Below are 22,401 nucleotides of genomic sequence, written 5' to 3' on the forward strand. Positions count from 1 at the left end.
CCCCCTTAGTCGCTACAGGCATAGGTAGTGTCATCTCACCGACCAATTCTTCTCTTTCAAGGTCCAGCGTCCATTGACTAAGACCTTGATAACTGCCATCTCGACTGGCAAAAGCATGAGCTCCCGCCTCAATGGCACGCCAGTCATTACCAGTGGCAATCAAAATGGCATCAACACCGTTAAATATCCCTTTATTATGAGTAGCTGCTCGATACGGATCAGCTTGCGCAAATTGGCTAGCTAAAGCCATTTTCTCCGCAATTTCTCGTCCTTGATCCTTTTGGCGGCTCATGTAGCGAAAGGCGATGCGGCAGTTTGCAGTCACCAGAGAATCGGTCGCGTAATTAGACAGAATTCCCATAAGACTCTGTCCCTGGCTGAGTTCTTCTAAGACTGGTTTCAAGGCTTCCAGCATGGTGTTGAGCATATTGGCACCCATGGCTTCCTGGGTATCGACATGAAGATAAACGACGAGAAAGTCCGTTTCACCTTTGATCTGCTCGACATGCAAATCACGCGCCCCGCCCCCGCGTTTAACGATGGAAGGATAAGCTTGATTGGCAAGTTCCAAAAGTTCGGCTTTCTTGCTGACAATTTTCTCTTGCGCTTGTTCAGGATTAGCAACTTGATAAAGAGCTACCTGCCCAATCATCTGGCGCTCATGGACTTGAGCAGTAAAACCGCCTGCTCGCTTGATGATTTTGCTGGCATAGCTGGCCGCAGCAACCACGGACGGTTCTTCTGTCACATAGGGAACTGTGTATTCCTGACCGTTAACGAGAACCTCTGGGACCAGTGAATAAGGCAGAGAAAAAGTTCCCACTACATTCTCACTCAGCTGGTCTGCAACATTCACACTCAGCTGTTCATCCTGCTCCAAACTCTCTTGTCTCTCAGGACTAAGGAGCGCCTGAGCTTTTAACAGCTCGAGGCGCTCTTGGTATGATTTTTTAGAAAATCCATTCCAACTTATCTTCATTATTTTTCAACCTTGCTATAACGGCGTTGGTGGTCAACAATTTCAACCAAGGCAAAATCTTGATTTTCATAGCCAGCAAACTGGGTAGAATTTGTTTCATCTAACTCTACTTCCTCAAAGAAGACTTTTTCATAGTCTGCAACGGATAGAGCAGTTCGTTGGTTGAGCTTGTTCAAGCGGTCTTTATCCAGATAAGCTTCGTATCCTTCAACCAATTCACCACTAAAGAACTCAGCTACGGCCCCACTTCCGTAACTATAAAGGGCAATTTTATCCCCAGCCTTCAAGCTATCTGTATTTTCCAAGAGAGATAGAAGCCCAAGGAAGAGAGAACCTGTATAGATATTCCCCACCTTTTGACTGTAGAGAATAGACTGATCAAAATGCTTTTGCAAGAGGTCTTTTTTCTCTTGAGACAGGCTCTTATCCATGATTTTTTTCAAGCCTTTTAGCGCTAATTTAGGATAAGGCAAGTGGAAGCAAACCGCCGCAAAATCATCCAAAGTAAGCTGGTAGCGTTTTTGATATTCCAGCCAAGTCGTTTTCAAACTATCCAAATATTGTTGGGTAGAATAGACACCATTTACATAAGGAGTTGTCGAGTAATTTGGACGCCAAAAATCCATGATGTCACGGGTTTGAGCTACATTGTCATTATTAAAGGCCATAATGCGTGGATTTTGTGTAATTAACATAGCCACACTTCCAGCACCCTGAGTTGGTTCTCCTGGAGTTTCAATACCGTATTTGGCAATATCACTGGCAATGACCAAGACCTTGGACTCTGGAGAATTTTCCACATGCAATTTGGCATAATGAAGGGCAGCTGTCGCTCCATAGCAGGCTTCTTTAATCTCGAAACTACGAGCAAAGGGCTGGATGCCCAGTAAACCATGCACAAAGACGGCAGCAGCCTTACTCTGATCAATTCCTGACTCAGTAGCCACGATGACCATATCAATTTCTGCTCTTTCTTGCTCAGTTAAAATAGAGTCACTAGCACTGGCCGCCAAGGTCACGATATCCTCAGTCAAGGGCGCAATACTCAATTCCTGGAGTAAGAGTCCTTTGCTTAATTTTTCAGGGTCAATTCCCCTCGCTTCTGCTAAGTCTTGTAACTTCAAGACATATTGACTGGTCGCAAAACCAATCTTATCAATACCGATTGTCATATTTACCTCTGTTTTATCATTCATGTAAAAAATCGTTCAGTACTATTTTATCACAAATGGTAGTAAAAGAGAGAAAAAAGACTTGATTCACCAAATCAAGCCTCTTATTGGTCATAATTTCAAAGAATAATTAGTTGCTATAGAGTTCACCAACATAAGTAGCTTTATAAGCCCCATTCTCAGTTATCAGCTCCTGGAGGATCAAATCTCCTGAGTAAGTCCTTCCCATCTCATCTACAAATTCTTGATAAAACTGACTGGTCGGAATTTCTCTGATATCCTTATCAAATGTCTTGTCAAGTGTTTTACTAACCTTTTCGGCAATCAACTGATGCTCTTGCCATCCACTTTGAAACTCTGAGCCCGAACTAGAAACCATGACTGGGATAAACAACAAAGTCAGTAGACTTACAGACGATAAGGAAAATAGTGATTTTTTCATGATTTTTCCTCCTTTCTATATAGAGAATAGCATAGATAGAAAGCCTTGTCACTATATTTATCTCATTTTTCAGAAAATTCTTTTATTTCTGTAAATTCCCCAATGCTCAATGTGTTTTTATATAATGATACAGTCTGAGAATCACTGTTCCGCTAGCCATTCCAATGGAAATGACCAGAGCCAGCATGACAACCAAGGTCGCACTTGCCAGCGCTTTATTATATTCCCCTGTCACAAAAAAGGCAGTTGTCCGATAGGAGAGATAACCCGGAACCAGTGGTGCCAAGATGGCCAAGATAAAGACCACGGCAGGAGTCTTATAAAGAATACTTAAAATCTGGCTGACACAAGAACCGATAATGGCTGCAATAAAGGTAGCCACAATAACATTGGTCGGTTCTTTGAGCAAAAGATAGATTAGCCAGACAGCCATGCCCAAAATCCCTCCAGGTAAGAGCATAGAGCGTTGCACATTGAGTACGATTAAAAAAGTGATAATAGCAAGAAGACTTGCTACTGCTTGTAATAAAAAGGTTGTTAGTGTCATATTAGTTCATCAATACCAAGGCGACAGAGGTTCCTGCCCCTAAAGCAAGGGTAATGAGCAGGGATTCAAACATCTTGCTCATACCAGAGTTTATGTGGTTAGTCATAATATCACGGACCGCATTGGTCAAGGCAATACCTGGTACAAAAGGCATGACCGCACCAGCTATAATCAAATCTGCCGTTGAAGGAAAACCTGTGTATCGAGCCCAAAACTGGGCAATCATCCCAAATACAAAGGCTCCAGCAAAGGCTGTCACAAAGGGAATTCGGATAAACTTCTCCACATAGAGGGAAAAGGCAAAACCAAATAAGGTAGCCACTCCTGCCCCAAGTGCGTCGTAGATATTTCCACTAAACATAATCGAAAAGAAAGGAGCACTTAAGGTCGCAGCCAGAGTTACCTGCAACTTAGTATAAGGAAGGGGTTGGGCTTGCAAGGCCGTCAATTGCTTGAAGGCTGTTTCTAAATCAATCCGCCCCCACCAGTTGACGAGAAATCTGGTTCACATCGCAGACTTTTTCAATGTTATAAGAAGAGGAGGTCACACGCTTCATGCGCGAAATATTGGTATTTTCAATAGAGAAAAAGATAGCGGCAGGCATGGCAAGGACATTACAATCCACAATCCCCTGCGAATGCGCAATCCGAATCATGGTATCTTCTACACGATGAATCTCTGATCCACTTTTGAGGAGAATGGTTCCAGCTAACATAATCACATCGATGACGGCATTTAATTCTCTTGATTCTTCCATGCTTGCCTCCTTTTATCAACTCCCTCTATTCTATCACAAATCTGGAGTCAAAAAAAATCTTTGCCACGAAATCATGACAAAGATTCGTTTAATCACGAGAATTTTCGTGGTTCCCTTCACTACTTGATTGAGTAGTAGCAGGTACATTCCCTCGTTGATTTCCTTGTTGGTTCCCCTGACTTGGTGTCGTAGTAGAACCTTGGTTTCCACGTTGGGCTGGTGCTGATGATGACGTTGACGGCGGTGTTTTTGGTTTGTAAATTGAAATCTTGACACGCGTCTTAGTCAAATCAACCTTTTCGCCTGCTTTTGGACTTTGCTCTACAACAGTCCCCTCAGCAGTTCCATCAGGAGCTGTCGACACTTCTACAACTTCAATATTGGCTTCTTTAATACCGACAATTTGAACGAGATTATTTTTAGTAAATTCAAGACTAGATCCTATATAACTTGGCATAGCAACGCTGGTTACTTTCTTAGCAACGGTTAAGGTAATCGTTGAGGCCTTGCTCAAGTCATAGGTCGTACCTTCTGGTAGACTTTGCTTCATGACCGTTCCAGCCTCACTCTCCTTGGACTCTTCTTCCTCAATTTTAATCAAATTATCTGGAACTTTTTTCTCTTTTAATTCCGCTATAACATCAGAGGATTTCCGACCGACATAATTACTAATTTGGAAGGATTGTTTGCCTGATGAGACAACCAAATTGATTTTCGTCCCTTCTTTTCGACCAGTTCCAGCACCAGGATCTGTACGGATAATCCGCCCCTCTTCCACCTTTTCACTAGCCTCTGACTTCTCCTCGCCAATCTCAAAATTGGCTTTCTTGAGTGTTTCCTTGGCCTCCGCAACTGTCTGACCTGCCACATCTGGAATGGCAATAGTTGCAGGAGTTCTGGATAGTATCCAAATAAGAGAAGCTGCCACCAATACAATGCTGGCCAAAAAAATCAGGTAACGCATCTTAAATCTACGTTTTTTCGATACTTGTGGTTGGTAAGTTTCCTCTGTCACAGCATGGCTTGGTTTTTTGATTGGTTTGTGTTCTGTCTGCGCTTGAACCTTAGGAATCGAAGTCAAGGTGCTCTGGGATACTTTTGGTAGAGTCTTGGTATCTGCCTTAGTCGCATCGTCAAAGACCAGCTTTGGTTCATTACGACGATTATAAGACAAACTACTAGACAAATCCACATACATTTCAGCAACTGATTTATAGCGATCTGTCAATTTCTTAGCAGTTGCCTTGATAACAACATTCTCCAAAGCCTGGGGCACAGATGGATTCTCAGCAATAACGGACGGCAGGGGCTTTTGGAAATGCTGGAGGGCGATGGTCACCGCACTATCTCCATCGTAAGGAATATGACCTGTCAGCATCTCATAGAAAATAATCCCCATGGCATAGATATCACTTTGTACAGTCGCCTTCGAACCACGCGCCTGCTCTGGTGACAAGTAATGAACTGAACCCAGCATCGAGTTAGTCTGAGTCAGACTCGTCTCAGCAAAGGCTACTGCAATCCCAAAGTCTGTAACCTTGACAGTCCCATCTGGTGTCAAGAGGATATTTTGAGGTTTCAAGTCTCTGTGAACAATTCCTCGAGTATGGGCCAAACGCATGGCTAAGAGGATTTGTCCCATGATACGGACAGCTTCTTCATTAGAAAGAGGATAGTGTTCCTTGATATAGCGTTTGAGGTCAAGTCCAGCCACATACTCCATAGCTAGGTACTGTTGACCGTCTTCCTCGCCAATATCTGTTATCCGAACGATATGAGGATGGTCTAAATCTGCCATAGCTCTCGCTTCACGCTGAAAACGAGCCACAGCTATCGGGTCTGTCTGGTAGTTGGTCCTCAGAACCTTCACTGCCACTTCTTCCCCATCTAAGATTAAGTCTTTGGCTAGGTAGACATCCGCCATACCTCCTCGACCAATCTGTTTGACAATCCGATAGCGTCCGGCAAAAATCTTGCCGATTTGGATCATTCTGCATCCTCCTCGTTCATAGAAACAAGGGCAACCGTAATGTTGTCTAAACCTCCTGCATTGTTAGCAAAACGAACAAGTGTCTCCGTTTTATCTGCTAAAGGAATATCACTGGTTACAATATCACGAATCTCACTGCCTGAAATCATGTTGGTCAAGCCGTCACTATTGAGCAAGAGATAGTCACCTGACTCAAGGATAACTGTCCCAAAATCAGGCTGAATTTCATCTTTTTGCCCGATAGACTGGGTGATAATATTTTTTTGCGGATGAGCTTCTGCCTCTTCTGGTGTCAATTGACCAGCCTTGAGCAATTCATTGACCAAAGAATGGTCGCTCGTCAACTGATGGTATTCTTCTCCACGAATCAAGCCGATACGCGAATCACCAATATGAGCATAGATAGCCTGATTATCAATAATAGCAAGGACTTCCAAAGTAGTTCCCATGCCTCTGTAAGCTTCATCCTGACCAAGCTGGTGAATCTTTTGATTTTCAATTTCTAGGTAATGGGCGAACCATTCACGCACTTCATTGACTGTATCGATTTGGGTGTCAACCCAAGCTATACCTAGGTCTGTTACCGCCATTTCACTAGCGATATTCCCTGCGCGATGACCTCCCATCCCATCAGCTAAAATAATCATGGTACGTCCAGCTCTATTGACATAGTGGTTGACATAGTCTTGGTTATTTGTTCGTTTCTGACCAACATCTGTTAATAATGAAATTTCCATGTGTCAGTTCCTTCCTAATCCGATATCTTACGAAATTGACTGATGAAGAATCCATCACTTCCATACAATTCAGGTGTAATGAGGATACAGCCATCTTTCATGATATCCTTACATTCATGTTCTAGTCTTACCTGCTCAAACTCGGGATGACTCTCTAAAAAGGCCTTAACGACTTGAAAATTCTCCTCTGAGACAATAGTACAGGTACTATAAGTTATTATACCACCTTTGCCTAGTGTTTGACAAACACTACCTAATATTTCTAGCTGAATTTCCTGTAAGGACGCGAAATCTGCCGTTTCTTTATTGTATTTGATATCTGGTTTTCGGCGCAGAAGACCGATACCTGAACAGGGAGCATCCACCAAAATCTTATCAAAAGAAGCCTGACCAAAAAACTCATGCACCTTTCTGGCATCCAATTTTTGCCTTTGAACCCGATCTGCGACTCCCAGACGTTGGGCATTTTCTTGAATTAAGTCCAATTTGTGGTCGTACAAGTCCAAAGCCGTAACCTGACCTGTCGTAAGATAAGAGGCTATATGGGCTGTTTTCCCACCTGGAGCCGCACAGGCATCAAGCACTCGTTCATCACCTTGCAAATCAAGCGTCGGAGCAACCAGCTGGCTGGACTCGTCTTGGATGGTAATGGATCCATCCGCAAACAAATCATGGCTAGCAAAATGCCCCTGCTCCTTAACCAGACCAGTGGTTGCTAAAAGGGAATTATTCGCCTCCAACAAGGCTTGGATTTCCTCTTTTCGACTTAGGTCTGTTACACGAATACTGGCCTTGTTTCGCACCAAGAGACTTTCAAAAATAGCCTGTGCTCGCTCCTCTCCGTATTCTTCCTTAAGTTTAGACACCAACCAAACCGGAAGAGAATAGGCAATGGAGTCACGCTTGTTTTTTCGTTTGATGCTGGTGATATCTGGCCAGCCTTCACGTAGAATACGACGAAGGACGGCGTTGACCAATTTTTCACTGCCTTTTTTACGGACTTTGGCCAATTCTACTGCTTCATTGACCACAGCATGGTCTGGAATTTTGTCCAAATAGCGGAGCTGGTAGGCACTCATGAGAAGTAGGACATAAAGCCAGCTGTCTAACTGGTCTCTGTCCTCGATAAAGTGGGATAGGTACCATTCCAGAGTCAGTTTACGGGCTACCGTTCCATAGACCAGCTCGGTCACCAAACCCTTGTCTGTTGCCGAAAGTTGACTTCCCTTTAGATGCTTATTTAAGGCGATATTCGAGTATGCTTGATTGATAAAGACATCCTCTAGCACTGATAGGGCTAAACTTCTAGCCGTTTCTACTTTAGTCACCAAATCGTTCTCCTACAGTCAATGTACGTCCAACTCCGTTGAGGAAGGAAGCAATGTCCATCTTAGGCTTACCAGCTGGCTGCACTTGTTTGAGAGACAAAGCTCCTTCAGCCGTTGCGACAATCAATTCTTTCTTGCCGATAGAGAGGATCTCACCTGGATTTCCCTGACCATCTACTGGTAGGGCTTCATAAATCTTAAAGCGGTCGCCCTTAAGGAAAGTATAGGCAACAGGCCAGGGGTTCATGCCTCGGATTTGGTTAAAGAGTTGACGATTGGTTTTGTGCCAGTCCAGTTTTTCTTCCTCTGGCTTGATATTTGGCGAGAAAGTGACCTGACTTGGATCTTGTGGTTCAGGTTTGATGTCACCAGCAATGTAGGCAGGCAAAGTGTCCAAAAGCAAATCACGACCAACAAGAGCTAATTTCTCAAACAAGGTCCCGACATTGTCCTCATCTGTGATAGGAATGCTACGACGAGAAATCATATCTCCTGCATCCATTTCCTTAACCATCTCCATAATGGTCACACCAGCTTCCTCATCCCCTTGAATCAAGGCATAATGGATAGGCGCACCACCACGGTGTTTAGGAAGAAGAGAAGCGTGAACGTTGACAGCAAAGTTCATACTATCAAGGAGCTTACTTGGGAGAAACTGCCCAAAAGCAGCAGTCACAATTCCATCTGCTCCTAGCTTCATAATAGCTTCCATCTCAGGACTTCCAGATAATTTTTCAGGTTGGTAGATAGGAAGACCTGCTTCCTTGGCAGCCTGCTTGACTGGTGTTTCTTGGATCACTTTTTTACGACCAACAGCACGGTCTGGCTGGGTCACAACGGCTAGAATTTCGTAACGGTCATCTGTCAAAAGCCCTTTTAAAACTGTTGCTGAAAAGTCGGGTGTCCCCATAAAGATTAGTTTTGTCATATCTTCTCCTTCTTATAAAAATTGCTGTGGCTCATGGTCAATGCTGAGACGGAGCTCACTATTTTCCCATTCTTGAGTCAAGGCTAAGACCTGGTTGAGAGTCGGCCCCAACTCATCTTCTAAACGGTATTTAATTAAAATCTGGTAATGATAGAGGTTGTGGGTACGAGCAATCGGTTTTGGCGTCGGCCCAAGGATGTTACTGGTTTCAGACAAACCTGACCGCAAAATGTTCATGACTTCATAGGCACGTTTGACCACCTCTTCTTCTTTCTTGTGAGAAAGGGTAATGCCAATGGTGAAATAGTAAGGTGGATAACCAAGTTGCCGTCTGATTCCCATTTCATAAACGTAAAAGCCTTCGTAGTCCTGGTCTTTTGCAAATCGAATAGCGTAGTGCTGAGGATTGTAAGACTGGATTAAGACCTGACCAGCTTTTTCAGCACGGCCTGCCCGACCTGCCACCTGAGTCAAGAGCTGGAAGGTTCTCTCAGAAGAACGGAAATCAGGCAGATTTAAGGCCGTATCCGCATTTAGAACTCCGACTAGAGTCACATTGGGAAAATCCAATCCCTTAGCAATCATCTGAGTTCCTAGTAAAATATCTGCTTCCCCTCGACCAAACTGGTCAAGCAGAGCTTGGTGACTGCCTTTCTTGCGAGTCGTATCCACATCCATCCGCAGAATGCGTGCCTGGGGAAAGAGCTCTGCTAGCTCATCATAAGCCTTCTGAGTCCCCGTCCCATAGTAACGAATACTTCGGCTCTTACAGTTAGGGCAGGCCTGAGGAATGTCCTTCGAAAAGCCACAATAATGGCAGTTCATGGTCTTGGTATCCATGTGCAAGGTCAAGGAAATGTCACAGTTGGGACAAGTATCCACGGTCCCACACTCTCGACACATAACAAAGCTAGAATAGCCACGGCGATTGAGCATGAGAACCACCTGTTCTTTTTAGTCAGACGGTCTTGAATGGCTTCTAGCAAAGGTGGCGTAAAGTTTGGCGTCTCGTTTTGTCCGATATAGTCCCGAAAGTCAATCACTTGAACCTCAGGGATCCTAGCTAAAGGATTGGCGCGTTGGGTCAGACGTAAATGTTGATAAACGCCTTTTCCAGCCCGAGCCCGGCTTTCCAGACTAGGAGTTGCTGAACCAAGAACCAGGGTCGCTTGATTATACTGAGCCCGTAAAATAGCCACCTCTCTGGCATGGTAACGGGGATTGCTGTCCTGCTTATAAGTCGCTTCATGCTCCTCATCGATAATCATGACCCCCAGATTTTTCAGGGGAGCAAAGATGGCAGATCTGGCACCAACCACAACTTGAGCATCTCCTCGTTCCACCTTGCGCCATTCATCATACTTTTCACCATTGGACAAGCCTGAGTGAAGAATGGCCACTTTCTCACCAAATCGAGCAATAAAACGCTCTGTCATTTGTGGAGTCAAGGAAATCTCAGGTACCAGCAAAATAGCTGTCTTGCCCTTGTCCAAGGCTCCTTGGATAATCTGCAAATAAACCTCGGTCTTCCCACTTCCTGTAATCCCTTGAAGGAGGAAGGGAGGCTGATGACTACCAATCGCACTCACAACCGCATCACGCGCCTGTCTTTGCTCTGGATTCAACTCCAAAGGCTGACTTGCCTCAACGCCTTCAAAATAAGCAGCCGAGCGTTGCACTTCCTTTTGGACTATGGTAACAGCACCTTGTTCTACAAAGAAGTTGACTTGGTCCCGCGAATAGGACTCTAACAAACTAGCCAAGGAATCACTCTCAGGATGAGACAGCAAATAATCTCTCAATTCCAACTTTTTCTTGGCACGTGCAGAAATCTCTACACCTTCTAACTGAACAAGGTCAACCTCATACCAAGACTGGGTCTTGACCTTCTTTTGATCGACTGCCTGATATTCCAGACCAAGCAGGCCTTTTCTAGTCAAACGCATCATTTCAGCTTGTTTGGCAAGGTCTAGTGAAGAAAAGGCTAGCGAATCTTCTGAACCAAACAAACGCTCTCGGTCTTCCTGACTCAGACCTGCCTTAGGATAAAGAATCTTGTCATAGCTGGAGTTCAGAAATCCTGGCAACATAGCCTTGAGGATGGAAATTTTATAGGAAAAGACGGACTTGCGTAACTCCTCAGCCAACCAGAGTTGTTCTTGCGTGAGAACAGGAGAAAAATCCAGCACCTCAGCAATATCTTTTAAATCTTGATTAGACTCTTCTTCATCCGATTGGAACTCCAAACCAAGAACAATCCCTTGAATCAGACGATTTCCCTTACCAAAAGGCACATGAACCCGCATCCCAACTTCCAGCATTCCCTCAAATTCCTCAGGAATCCTGTAACTATAGGGCTGGTCCGTCTGCATCAAGGGCACATCTACAATAATCTTGGCTATAGCCATCTTCTCACCTCCTCCTTGGCAGTACATTCTTGCAATAGAAAAAATAAGATTGAGTCCCCCCAACCTTAAATTTTTTCACCATCTTCTTTTTCTTTAGCGATTTGCTCTTTGATTTTCTTTTCTTCTTCTTCTTTGCGGCGTTTTTCTTCTTCGATACGGCGACGCACTGCTTCACGTTTTCCTTCTGGATCTGGGTGAATTGTAACGTTTCCTGATTCGATTTCTTCTAAAGCGCGAAGAGTTGATTTTTCAGACTTGAAACCTTGAGTTGCTGGCGCACCTGCTTCCAATTCGTGGGCACGTTTAGCTTCCAAGATTACGAGTGAATATTTTGAAGGAACCTTGTCGAGCAAGGTATCAATAGAGGGTTTTAACATCATTTGCTTGTACCTATTTTCTAAATTTTATCGAGTAGTTGGAGATTTGGGTAACATCTCCTGATAGTGACCAATAACACGATCCACACGGAAGTGCTCTGCTTCGATCACACGTTTGACACGCTCAGCAGCTAGGGGCACCTGATCGTTGACAATCGCATAATCATATTCACGCATGAGGGCAATTTCTTCCTTGGCTTTTTCGATTCGTTGGGCAATCACTTCTGCACTGTCTGTTCCACGTCCTACCAAACGATCTTGCAATTCATCCAAATCTGGTGGTGTCAGGAAGATAAAGACAGCATCTGGAACCTTTTTCTTGACCTGAAGAGCGCCTTGAACTTCAATTTCAAGGAAAACATCGATCCCCTTGTCCAAGGTTTCATTGACATAGGTCAGAGGAGTTCCATAGTAGTTGCCGACATATTCTGCGTATTCCAACATCTGTCCTTGACGAATCAGCTCTTCAAACTCTTCACGAGTACGGAAGAAATAGTCAACACCGTCCACTTCTCCAGGACGTTGTGCACGTGTCGTCATCGATACAGAGTATTGAAATTGGTTTTCAGAACTCTCAAAAATCTCTCTTCTAACCGTTCCTTTTCCAACCCCTGAAGGACCAGAAAAAACGATTAGTAAGCCTCGGTCTGCCATTGTGTCTCCTTTTAGTCAGTCTGTGAAATAACATTTCTCTAGAATAATGGCAAAAAGCCAGATTATCCTTTACAGTCTTTCTATCTAGTGTAACAAAAAAGCAGTAATTTTTCAACTGCTCTTTCTTATTTATTTAGCATAATCTACTGCACGAAGCTCACGAATCACAGTTACCTTGATATTTCCTGGGTAATCGAGATTGTTTTCAATTTTCTCGCGAACTTTGTGAGCCAAGATTGTGACTTTGTCGTCCTTGATTTGTCCTGGATTGACCATGATACGAATTTCACGTCCTGCTTGAAGGGCAAAGCTAGTTTGTACCCCTTCAAAGCCGTTAGCAATTTCTTCCAAATCATGGAGACGCTTGATGTAGCTTTCAAGAGACTCACTACGAGCACCTGGACGGGCTGCACTCAAGGCATCTGCTGCAGCGACAATCACTGCAATGACGCTCTCAGCTTCAACATCACCGTGGTGACTAGCAATCGTATTAACCACAACTGGATGTTCCTTGTACTTACGAGCCAATTCCATACCGATTTCAACGTGGCTACCTTCAACCTCGCGGTCAATAGCTTTCCCGATATCGTGAAGGAATCCAGCACGACGGGCAAGAGCCGCATTTTCACCAAGTTCGCTGGCCATAATACCAGCCAACTTAGCAACCTCAATCGAATGACGCAAAACATTTTGGCCATATGAAGTCCGGAATTGCAAGCGACCCATAATCTTCATCAAGTCTGGATGAAGGTTTGGTGCGCCAATCTCATAGGCTGCTGCCTCACCGTATTCACGGATCTTCTTGTCAATCTCTTGACGGTTTTTCTCAACCAACTCTTCGATACGAGCTGGGTGGATACGACCATCTTTGAGCAACATTTCCATAGTCATACGGGCAATCTCACGACGAATCGGATCAAATCCTGACAAGGTCACCACTTCTGGTGTATCGTCGATAATGACATCAACCCCTGTCAAACTTTCAAAGGTACGAATGTTACGACCTTCACGACCAATAATGCGTCCCTTCATAGTATCGTCTGGCAGATGAACCGTTGAGTTTGTTGATTCCGCTACATATTCACCAGCGATACGTTGCATAGCTTGAACCAGGATGTCCTTGGCCATTTTGTCAGAACGTTCCTTGACCTCTTGCTCAGCTTCACGAATACGGCTGGCAATCTCCTTGGTCAAGTTTTCCTCTGTCTGAGCCAAGATAATATCTCGTGCTTCTGCCTGAGACAGAGCACCAATACGCTCTAGCTCTGCTTCTTTTTGTCTTTCGACTTCCTCTAATTGCTCTTCACGCGCATCAAGGTTTTTCGCTCTATCAGAAATACTTTGTTCTTTTTGTTCAAGTGTTTGTTCTTTACTCGTCAAATTATCGTCCTTACGGTCGAGGCTAGTAGCTCTCTCGGTCAAACGACTTTCGATTTGTTTGAGTTCTTGACGTTCTGATTTGAATTCAGCGTCCACTTCTTCTCGGTATTTTCTGGCTTCTTCTTTGGCCTCCAATAGTGCTTCTTTTTTAAGAGACTTGCTTTCACGTTTAGCTTCATTAACAAGTAAATCCGCTTCACGTTCAGCTTGTCCACGTAAATTAGTTGCTTCTTGTTCAGCATTTAAAAGCATCAACTCCGCAGCTTCCTGAGATGATTTCATCTTGGCTGAGATGCTGACATATCCAATGACTAAACCAATGATGACGGCAAAAACAGCAATCGCAAGTGACATGATTTCCATGTTTTTACCTCATTTTATTGTTATTCCGAATGACATACATTCTTTTACATTCTACCATAAAAAAGTGATTTTCACAAACCTAAAATAGAATATGTTTTGGGGAAATTAGTGTGAATTTTAGGATTACACTTCTTCGGATCCCTTCAAACTTTTGAACACATCATCAATAAATATATCTGCTAATCTCTTCTTGAAAGAATCATTATTTAATAGAGCACCAAATAAATCTTGACTCTGAGAGTATCCTTCTATAAGAGCATTGTCAATCTCTTCTTCGAAAGCAAAAACGAAGTCTTCTCTAGAGTTGACACGAGCAGATTGCTTTAGTCTCGGATTCTTTTTCATCAATTCACGAATGGATACCGCTCCACCTAGACCGACTTGGTGATCAATACCCAAATCCAACTGTTCGTTAATTTCATCTAAGATTTCAGATAAACGCTTCTCCTGGTCAGTCGTAACACCTCCAGTACTTGGCTTGGTAAGTATTAACTCTGGATGATATTCCAATTCAGAAACTGACCTGAAAGAACCTGTTTGCTTATGTTTCATATAGTCCACTACGATCTTATCTGCGATTGTAAAATCATCTCCTCCAATGCGAACATCAATCATCTTGACAAGACTTTGCAGATAATTATAACGTTCGTGTAGAACTTCATTTTGATAAGCAGTTGCCTGAATCAAGAAAGTATACATTCTAAGAAAACCTCGAATAACCTTTCGAATAGAAAGTTGTTCTTTCTCATCAAACCGTCTAACTCTATCATAACCTTGATTTAACAGAGAAACCATCTTTTGCTTTTCTCTGCTGTTTCTCTTTTCTTGGTATAAGAATTGATTAAACTCATGAACAACATTACTGTCCAAGATACCATACTCATCAATTTTCCGATCCAAGGTCAAGACATCGCTAGGTGTGACTGTATCTGCTAAAATAGTCTCACGGTAGTAGAGAGAAAAAGCTGAGCGAATATCGTCATAAGTATTTTTAAAATCAAGGATAAAGGTCTTCTTGTTGTAGCCTCTATAGATACGATTCAAACGAGACAATGTTTGCACCGCAGCAACACTTCGCAACTTTTTATCCACATACATAGCAACCAGTTTTGGTTGGTCAAACCCTGTCTGATACTTATTTGCCACAATCAGGATTTGGTAGTCTTCCGTATCAAAATGATCTTTCAAATAATCTTCCTTGACCTGATTCATTTGCGACTCAGTATATTCACTACCTTGATAATCAACCTTGCCAGAAAAGGCAATCAGGGTTCCAATACTAGTGATACTGTGGTCTTTGAAGTACTTTTGAAAGGCCAATTGATACTTAACTGCTGCCTCACGACCCGAAGTCACAATCATAGCCTTACCTTGACCACCCAATTCAGCCATAATATCATGACTGATAAAGTGATCCATGATAATTTCAACCTTTTGATTGATATTTTCATCAGATAATTCTACAAACTTTGCAATCTTACGCTTAGCAAGAGTCGTTTTTAGCTCAGGATCTTCTTCGACTGCTTTATTGAGCTTGTAATAGGTCTTATAAGTCGTATAGTTATCTAAAACATCTAGAATAAAACCTTCCTCAATAGCTTGCTTCATACTATAAACATCAAAAGGAGCTTTAGAACCATCTGCTTGTGTTGTACCAAATAGCTGTAAAGTTGTCGCCTTTGGAGTTGCGGTGAAGGCAATGATTGAGACATTGTCCTGCTTACCTGTCCGAGCAATCTCCTGCTCGATAGCATCCGCAACACTTACTTCTTGAATCTCATAGATAGTTCCATCTTCTGTATCTGTTTCTGTCAAGACTTGACTAACCGAACTCATATAGGATCCTGTCGTTGAACTGTGAGCTTCATCAATCAGGATGGCAAACTTCTTTTTCGCAGTGTTCCCTACAGACATCCAGTTGGATTGATTAATTTGGGCAAACTTATGAATAGTCGTAGCTATGATTTTTGTATTTCCTGCAATCGCATCCGCTAAGTCACCGGAGGTTTCTTTATCTCCCATTACCTTGACCACTCCAGGCTTGTGGGAGATTTCCTTGACCGCTTCTTGTAACTGACGGTCAACTACGATACGGTCTGTAACGATTAATACAGTATCCACGATGTTTTGATTATGATCATCATGAAGAGAAACTAAACTATGAGCCAACCAGGCAATGGTATTGGTTTTACCTGAACCAGCCGAATGCTGAATCAGATAATTACTGTCAGTATGATTGACTTTCATGTCTTCTAGGAGACGGCTAACAGCTCTTCGCTGATGGTATCTCGGGAAAATCAGGGTCTTCTTTTTAGAATTATGCTTATCTATCTCAAAAAAGATAAAACTCTCTATTAACTGGAGAATACTACCCTTGGTCAAGACATCAAGCCACAAGTAGTCTGTATCGACACCATCAGGGTTATGAGGGTTGCCACTTCCCATCTCAATACCTTCCCCTTTCCCTACATTAAAAGGTAGAAAATAGGTTTCTTGTCCTTTCAATTGCGTCGTCATATAGACTTCTAGTGTATCCACTGCAAAAGAAGCCAAGACTCCCTGTTCAAAACGGAAAAGACGGTTCTTAGGATTGCGTCCCTTGAGCTGCTTGATGGCATCCTGAACAGACTGACCACTTGGATTAAACTTAAGTTCGATAGCAAATAGTGCTAATCCATTGATAAAGATAACAAGGTCAATGCGGTCGCTCTCCTCGTAAACCACTTCTTCCATAACAGATAGACAATTGGCTTGGTATTGTTGAACAGCCTTTTCATTAAAACTAGTCGCAGGTTTACGATAGAGAAGACGAAGTTGTTTATTTTCAATAAAGACACCCTCTTTTAAGGCGAATAAAAAGCCACCCTTGACGATTTCTTTATTAATCAGATTGACGATTGTCTCCTTGCTAAGCTTTTTAAGGAGATAGTCCATGGTCTCTTTCTGAGTATCCATCAGAAAATCCCATAGGAGTCCCTCATCCATGGCTAATCGAGGATCGTAGCAAGTAGCGTCCCGCTGAATATAGTCATTCTTATCTCTCAAATCTTTGATAATCCACTGCTGGAAATCATAGCGCTCCTTCAAGCCCAAATTTGCCATAGCTTCTCACTTTCTAAAATTAACTCTTTTCATTTCAATTTAAAAATTTACACTAATCATTTCTTAAAAATTTTAAAAGTTATTAAAAATCTAAGATATAGAAATAGTTATTTAGATGTTTGTTTGTGTCTCCTGATGGATTTCATTAGTCCAAATCTGCCCATCCATTATAGCTGCAAGTGTCGCTACTGAAGATTCATCTACTAATAATCCAACAACTTTACCCTCTTTTGATCTGTGAACCTTTAAGGGTTTGTTGCCTTTCTGAACATTATTCTCCAATTTGTCATTAGCCTCTACGATTCGATTAATATCATAATTTTTATCATCTTCTGAATCTCTAGCAAATTTTTTAGCAATATTAACATTTTTTTGATTAAAAAATTCATTTGGATTAAATTCTTCATCATTCCAATTTACAGAAACTCCCTGCATAGAAATAGTTCTTTTAACAGTAACATCATTAGTTCTAAATCTATCAAAAGTTTTTTTGGCATATTCAAAATATGAATTTTTTAAAACAAAAGCATTTTCATATTCTTCTGGTTTATGAACAAAAATTTGTATATTAGTTTCTGAGTCATTTTCACTGTAAATTGCAGATGCAAATACTGACGACTCTATCAAAATCACTGAATCTAAAGAGAAGGAGGCATTAGAATGGATGGTATCTATAGTCTCTAGATGAGTACGAAGTAGGTTTTTATTTTTCAATATATGATATCTCGGCCTAAATCTTGCGAAATGATACACTGTAGTTTGCTCGTTGTCATCGCTAGACTCTAGTACATAAAATCGAAAACCACTTAAGTCCTCATCACCACCTTCACTAGTTACATTCGACGCTCTTGCCGTTGGCATTGTTGTTGCTCGACGTATATTAGATAGGATTTCAAATTCTTCCTTAAAATAACTATTTTGATTGGAATTTAAGTTCTGTCTATAAGGAACACTTTGCTTTATAATACCTCCCGAAAACTCTTCTAGTCCCTCTTTTGCTTCCTCGTAAGTAGCAAAATCTCCAAATTTCATATTATTCCATATCTTAGAAAACTCTGCCGTTTGATCTGGCAATAAAATGCTACCAATTGGATTATCATTCCTGTCAAAAAACTTTTGGTTCTTCCATGCAATCAAGTATATATTTTTTAATTCTTGCATATAAAATAATTATCCTTCCTTTTTAAACACAAATAATCTATTTCTGGCATCTCTAGATGAAAATGGTATTATTTTTTTAAAACCATATAATCTTTGTTTCAATATACTTCTATCGCATATTATAAATAATTTATCCTCAACAGATACAATATCTTTTCTACATATCACTAATAATAAATTAGGAATAGGATCACTACTATTTAATACATATAGCAATAATAAAATTTGAACAACAACAAAAATAAAAAGTTGAATATACAAAGATTGAGATAAATCTAATGATGTAATCCCCGAAGTAACTACAATACTCAATAGATATTCCATTAAATTTGGATTAACAGTATAAAATCCATAATTATCCACCGTATCGTTTTTATCTTTTTCTACATTAAAATTTATTGTTATTTCTAGTTGCCCTGTTTTCTTCTCTTCTGTTCTTTTTATCTTACAGAGTAAATAGAAAAGAGAAAATAAAGTAAAAATTATGAATACAGGCAATAAAATTGCTTCTATAGAAATTGAAATATTAAAAAAGTTTAAACTTAAACATTTTAGCTCATCGTGTTTCTTTAATAAAATAATGATATATGCAGGAAGCATTGCCGTCCAAAAATAACATATCTTAAATAAAAAGTTTGTCCCAAAAAACATCCTACACCCTCCTCTTCCCTGTCACATAATCATAAATAAGAGTTTGTCGTTGTTTGTTAATATTATCAATTTGTTCTTGTTTGACTTTTATTAGAGCGTCTACATTGGAACATTGTTTATCTAAATATTCTACAATTCCATACTGTTCCTCTAGTGGTATTATTGGGATAATAATATTTTTTAAATTGTAAGAATAGATAACATCAATCGTAGTGCTGTTACTCAAAAATTTTAACTGTTCTTTAACGAGTGTAGTATCATTAAAAAAATACTTTATTAACCTTGGTTGAACAATATGACTATCTACCCTAAACCTCATAAGACAAGGGTGTAAAATACCTTCAAAATAATCTTTAGGAACAATAGCGATACGACCAATAGTGCCTCTAGTAGTCAGCAATATATCTCCCGATACTACAGAAAAGTTTTTTAATTCTTTCCATTTTGCATCGCTTATAAAAGTATCCGTTTCAGTAAAATTATTGTCTAAAACATTACGCTGATTATATACCCATTTACCAGAACTTCTTATTGCATCTCCTGATAACGACGAACCAAATGGGCCAACCTTAATATTATTACTTACTTTTTCAAGAGTAAATTTTAACTTACTCACTCCCCACCCTTCAGGCACCTGTCCAATCCAGTCAATTCCTGAATCTTTCACTGGGACTGTTTTATCCAGTCCTTTTGTGACGGTTTCATAAATCAAGCTAGCACGGTAGCCTCTAAGTTTTTGAATCTGCTCTTCCAATAGGGCTTTAACCTTATCTAACTGAGCTGTTTTCTTGTCTAGGAAATCAGCGATCTTTTGTTGTTCATTTTTTGAGGGAAAGGTAAAAGTAAATTCATCAAATACATTTTGATATAAATGTAAAATAGTGCTAGCTCCTGAATTTGTATAGTTAAACCACATCCAAAATTCATCTGATAGCAAAACATAATATAAAAATTTTCTATCAATCTCATCAACAGTTTGGATTCTTAATACACCACTATTTAACGAAGCTTTATCATCAAGCCCTGAAACAATAGCTACTTTACCTACCGTACCATCTTTCGTAATTAGTAAGTCACCATTTTCAACTTGAATCTGTGAAGCTTCTGACCAACGTTTTTCATCAATATGTACAGCTGTTTCAAAATTAATTGTTCCATTGTGAAAGTCAGTTCCAGTAATTAAATATGGTCCTTCTTCTTTATATTCAGCTGATGTTAATCCTTGCCAACCAATTCTACCATTAAGCTGTGTTGTGAATTTTATTTTAGAAATCACCCACTCTTCTGGTATCTGTCCGATCCAGTCGATACCACTCTCTTTCATCCTAGTCATGTTTGAGTTCCCCCAAGAGAGTCTGTAATTCTGCTTCCAAGTCATAAAACTCAGCTAAGAGCTTGTCTGCACTTTCTGGTGCTTGGTATTGATAGAAATAGCGGGTAAAAGGAATCTCTGCTCCATAGCCTTTTTCCTCATCAAACCAGTAGTGGGCGTCAGGTACATGGGGATAGACCTCACGCGCAAAGTAGGTTTCCACATCCTCTGTCAGCTTAACGATTTCACTGTCCTTGGTTGTCTTATCATAGACAATCCCATCAGCAATCTCATTTGCCTTGTCTTTCTTCTTAGTGCGGATAACTTCTGCTGTCTTGTCCATTTCACTCATAGCAAGAGCTAGCGCATTGACATTGGCAGGCGTAAGTTTAAAGTCTCCCAGCAAGTCCTTGATGGCTTGAACAAACTTCTCAAAGTTAGGATAAGTCTTGTCAGAGCTTCCCTTAGCAAGAGCTGTCAGGATAGCTTCTTGCTTGATCTTGCTAGCTACAAAGTCCTGTAATTTTTTCTCATCCTTGGCTGAACGTGGTTCCATCTCCAGCAATTCTTGGTACTTGTATTCATCAAATAGTTTAGCTAGGAAAGGAACACTTTTCGCTTTCTCAATTGTTTCTTCGCTTATCTGGCCACGACGTTGCAGAGGTTGCATAACTGTAAACTCTCGATAGAGAAACTCTTGATTGTCAAAGATTTTTACATGGTCATTTTCTTGAAAATCATCGTACCAGCGAAGGATCTGACGGATGTTATCTTGGGACAACTCCCGGCGTTTTTGACCTAGAGATTTACGTAGAGGAACAAACTCCTCCGTCGCATCGATAAACTGAACCTTGTTCTGGCGCTCAGGAGACTTGTTTTTATTATAAATCCAAATATAAATCCCAATTCCTGTGTTATAGAAAAATTGACCTGGAAGGGCGACTATAGCTTCTAGCAAATCATTCTCAAGGATATAACGGCGAATCTGACTTTCTCCCGATGACGTCCCACCTGAAAAGAGGGGAGACCCATTTGAAATGATGGCTGCACGGCCATTTTCTTCTAATTTTGCAAGAGCATGAAGATGGAAGAGTAGTTGAGCATCTCCAGTTCCTGGAGTCGCGACAAAACGACCTTGACGACCTTCTGTTTTGTCAAAGAGTTGATGATCTTTCTTAACTGCATCCTCAACCCCATCATCCGCATCCTTACCACCCCAAGCTTGACCGAAGGGAGGGTTAGCGATGACAAAGCTCATTTTAGTATCTGGGAAAGGATCTGGATCTTTTAAGGTATCTACCTTCACGAAATAGTCAGAGTCTTCCTGACGAATTAGCATATCTGCACGACCAATCCCAAAGGTTTCAGGTAAAACTTCCTGACCAAAGAGTCGGACAGTGGCTCCTGTATTCAACTGACGGATATAGCTTTTAGCTGTAGCCAGCATTCCCCCAGTTCCAGCCGCCATGTCTAGTATTTTCAACTCTTTTTTATCAACAAAAAGTTCTTCGTCTGCCTCAATCAAGAGGAGGTTGACCATCAGAGCAATAACCTCACGAGGGGTATAGTGAGACCCCGCTTCCTCATTTTCAGAAAATCGGCGGATGATATCCTCAAACATGTATCCCATACGCATAGAGTCGACTGAACTTGGAGACAAATCAATTTGAGAGAACTTTTTAATAACCGTGAAAAGGCGACCACTCTGGGCTAGGGTACGGACTTGCTCTTTAAATTTTAGGTTTTCAATGATGTCCTTGACACGATAGGAATAGCCATCCAGATAGGCTAGAAAATTCTCCTCGATTGCATTTGGATCGTTTTGAAGATTTTCCAACGTAAAAGGACTAACATTGTAGTAACGATAGCCTGAAAGTTTCTCCAACACTTTCTCAGGTGTATTGGGATTTGCTTTGTATTGTGCTACCACCTGATCCTTGGTTGGCAGCAAGGCAGCTTCTAAACGAGTCAGGACAAACATTGGAATAATGACATCGCGATACTTATCTGCTCGATAAGCTCCTCTAAGGGTGTTAGCGATAGACCAAACCGTATTGACATCATTAGAAATTTGGATGTCATTTGCTTGGAATAGTGGTAGTTTTTCTTTGA

The 22,401-nt window shown here is 41.3% G+C and carries 16 protein-coding genes and 2 pseudogenes; all 18 read right to left on the minus strand.

Annotated features, from left to right (window positions below; genetic code table 11):
* On the minus strand, positions 1-979 hold a 979-nt coding region (locus tag SMIDD26_RS06910; RefSeq protein ID WP_419986656.1), incomplete at its 3' end, for a hydroxymethylglutaryl-CoA reductase, degradative.
* Positions 979-2,151, minus strand: a complete 1,173-nt coding sequence (locus tag SMIDD26_RS06915) for a hydroxymethylglutaryl-CoA synthase (protein ID WP_061439646.1) — start codon at positions 2,149-2,151, stop codon at positions 979-981. The genes SMIDD26_RS06910 and SMIDD26_RS06915, both read right to left, overlap by 1 nt.
* Positions 2,152-2,281: 130 nt before the next feature.
* The gene (locus tag SMIDD26_RS06920) at positions 2,282-2,530 is read right to left on the minus strand and encodes a hypothetical protein (protein ID WP_061439686.1); all 249 of its coding nucleotides are present in this window, start codon (positions 2,528-2,530) and stop codon (positions 2,282-2,284) included.
* 169 nt (positions 2,531-2,699) lie between these two features.
* Positions 2,700-3,140 carry a threonine/serine exporter family protein gene (locus SMIDD26_RS06925; RefSeq protein WP_061439647.1) on the minus strand — a complete coding sequence of 147 codons (441 nt, stop codon included), beginning with the start codon at positions 3,138-3,140 and terminating at the stop codon, positions 2,700-2,702.
* Between the two features lies 1 nt (position 3,141).
* Positions 3,142-3,898, minus strand: a pseudogene (locus SMIDD26_RS06930) (threonine/serine exporter family protein).
* A gap of 88 nt (positions 3,899-3,986) precedes the next feature.
* Positions 3,987-5,888 carry a Stk1 family PASTA domain-containing Ser/Thr kinase gene (pknB, locus tag SMIDD26_RS06935; RefSeq protein WP_061439648.1) on the minus strand — a complete coding sequence of 634 codons (1,902 nt, stop codon included), beginning with the start codon at positions 5,886-5,888 and terminating at the stop codon, positions 3,987-3,989.
* Complete coding sequence (locus SMIDD26_RS06940) at positions 5,885-6,625, minus strand: Stp1/IreP family PP2C-type Ser/Thr phosphatase (protein WP_000406237.1); 741 nt, start codon at positions 6,623-6,625, stop codon at positions 5,885-5,887. The genes pknB and SMIDD26_RS06940 overlap by 4 nt, the downstream gene beginning before the upstream one ends.
* A gap of 14 nt (positions 6,626-6,639) precedes the next feature.
* On the minus strand, positions 6,640-7,953 hold the full coding sequence (gene rsmB / locus SMIDD26_RS06945; RefSeq protein WP_061439687.1) for a 16S rRNA (cytosine(967)-C(5))-methyltransferase RsmB: 1,314 nt from the start codon (positions 7,951-7,953) through the stop codon (positions 6,640-6,642).
* Positions 7,946-8,881: a methionyl-tRNA formyltransferase gene (gene fmt / locus SMIDD26_RS06950; RefSeq protein ID WP_061439649.1), complete on the minus strand. Its 936-nt coding sequence runs from the start codon at positions 8,879-8,881 to the stop codon at positions 7,946-7,948. Before fmt ends, rsmB begins: the two co-directional genes overlap by 8 nt.
* A gap of 12 nt (positions 8,882-8,893) precedes the next feature.
* Positions 8,894-11,289, minus strand: a pseudogene (locus SMIDD26_RS06955) (primosomal protein N').
* Positions 11,290-11,354: 65 nt separating this feature from the next.
* Positions 11,355-11,669: a DNA-directed RNA polymerase subunit omega gene (gene rpoZ / locus SMIDD26_RS06960; RefSeq protein ID WP_000979235.1), complete on the minus strand. Its 315-nt coding sequence runs from the start codon at positions 11,667-11,669 to the stop codon at positions 11,355-11,357.
* A gap of 24 nt (positions 11,670-11,693) precedes the next feature.
* Positions 11,694-12,320, minus strand: coding sequence for a guanylate kinase (gene gmk / locus SMIDD26_RS06965; RefSeq protein WP_000775041.1), 627 nt, complete (start codon positions 12,318-12,320; stop codon positions 11,694-11,696).
* A 129-nt stretch (positions 12,321-12,449) separates the two neighbouring features.
* On the minus strand, positions 12,450-14,063 hold the full coding sequence (locus tag SMIDD26_RS06970) for a ribonuclease Y (RefSeq protein ID WP_061439650.1): 1,614 nt from the start codon (positions 14,061-14,063) through the stop codon (positions 12,450-12,452).
* A 123-nt stretch (positions 14,064-14,186) separates the two neighbouring features.
* The gene (locus SMIDD26_RS06975; protein ID WP_061439651.1) at positions 14,187-17,165 is read right to left on the minus strand and encodes a type I restriction endonuclease subunit R; all 2,979 of its coding nucleotides are present in this window, start codon (positions 17,163-17,165) and stop codon (positions 14,187-14,189) included.
* A 111-nt stretch (positions 17,166-17,276) separates the two neighbouring features.
* Positions 17,277-18,326 carry a hypothetical protein gene (locus tag SMIDD26_RS06980; protein ID WP_061439652.1) on the minus strand — a complete coding sequence of 350 codons (1,050 nt, stop codon included), beginning with the start codon at positions 18,324-18,326 and terminating at the stop codon, positions 17,277-17,279.
* Positions 18,327-18,335: 9 nt separating this feature from the next.
* On the minus strand, positions 18,336-18,977 hold the full coding sequence (locus SMIDD26_RS06985) for a hypothetical protein (protein ID WP_061439653.1): 642 nt from the start codon (positions 18,975-18,977) through the stop codon (positions 18,336-18,338).
* Position 18,978: 1 nt separating this feature from the next.
* Complete coding sequence (locus SMIDD26_RS06990) at positions 18,979-20,310, minus strand: restriction endonuclease subunit S (protein ID WP_061439654.1); 1,332 nt, start codon at positions 20,308-20,310, stop codon at positions 18,979-18,981.
* Positions 20,303-22,401 (minus strand): type I restriction-modification system subunit M (locus SMIDD26_RS06995; protein ID WP_061439655.1); only part of this gene is annotated, 2,099 nt, incomplete at its 5' end. The genes SMIDD26_RS06990 and SMIDD26_RS06995, both read right to left, overlap by 8 nt.

The sequence above is a fragment of the Streptococcus mitis genome, from assembly GCF_001579035.1.
GTDB lineage: Bacteria > Bacillota > Bacilli > Lactobacillales > Streptococcaceae > Streptococcus > Streptococcus mitis_J.